Source organism: Nocardia sp. NPDC101769 (genome assembly GCF_044766925.1).
GTDB lineage: Bacteria > Actinomycetota > Actinomycetes > Mycobacteriales > Mycobacteriaceae > Nocardia.
In genome coordinates this window covers 1-1015 of the sequence record NZ_JBIWMX010000157.1, presented here as the reverse complement: position 1 = coordinate 1015, position 1015 = coordinate 1, and the positions used below count along the sequence as shown (strand labels likewise).

The window sequence follows — 1015 nt, the reverse complement described above, 5'->3', positions numbered from 1 at the left end:
GGTGTCGAGGTCGCCGGCCGTCCCCGGTAGCTGCGGATGGCACGCTTCGAGCTGCTCGGGTGACATGTATTCCAGCGATCCGCCGAAGTACGCCAGGGGGCTGGTGCCCCGGATGTGTTGGCTGAAGCTGACATTGAAGTCGGCGAGCTTGGGTATACCGTCGGCGCTGAGCAGCACGTTCGCCGGTTTGATGTCGCGGTGCAGCACCCCGCGTCCGGCGGCGTGCCCGAGCGCGTCGGCGAGTCGACGGCCCAGCCAGGCGACCGTTTCCGGCCACGTCATCGCCGCGATCCGGGCCCGCACCGCCGTATCGGCAGGACGAACCTCGCCCTTGTCCTTGAGTACCCTGTCGATGGCATCGAGCAGCACCTGCCCGCTACGGGCCTGTACCGGGGTCGATCGCAGCCGATTCAGGACATCGAGCAGTGTGCCGCCCGGCAGGTACTGCATGTAGAGCAGCTTGAGCTCGCCGTCGGCGATCAGTCGCTGGTCGAAGATCCGCACGATGTATTCGTGGTCCAACTGGGCGAGGGTTTCGGGCTCGGTGCCGTGGTTGTGCGAAATCTTGACCGCGACCAGCCGCTGCATCGAGCGCTGCCGCGCGAGATACACGCGGGCGAACGCGCCCTGCCCGATCATCGTCAGCAGGTCGAAGTCCCCGACCCGGTCACCGGGATTGATGGCCCCCAGGGCGGCCTGCGCGCTCGGGCGGGCAACCATCGTGCTGCGATACTCGGTGGTGTCCAGCTGGACCGGAGGTCGACCGATCTCCGTGGCCGCGGGCTCGGTAGCCCCAGGTTCGATAGCGCCAGGTTCGGTAGCGCCAGGTTCGGTAGCGCCAGGTTCGGTCGACTCCGCCGCGACCGGCTGCGAGCTGCGACGCAGGGCGTGGTATTCCTCGTAGACCAGGTCCGCAGGCGGTGGGCCACTCCGCAACTCGGCGTACTGCTCGCAATATTCGGCGAGACGCTTGGGAAAGTGGTGCCGAACCCAGCGGTTCTCGAGATCGACCTTG

Annotated in this window: 1 protein-coding gene; it reads right to left on the bottom strand. The window is 67.2% G+C overall.

Annotated features, from left to right (window positions below; genetic code table 11):
- Positions 1-1015 (bottom strand): protein kinase (locus ACIRRA_RS46110; RefSeq protein ID WP_402782542.1); only part of this gene is annotated, 1015 nt, incomplete at both ends.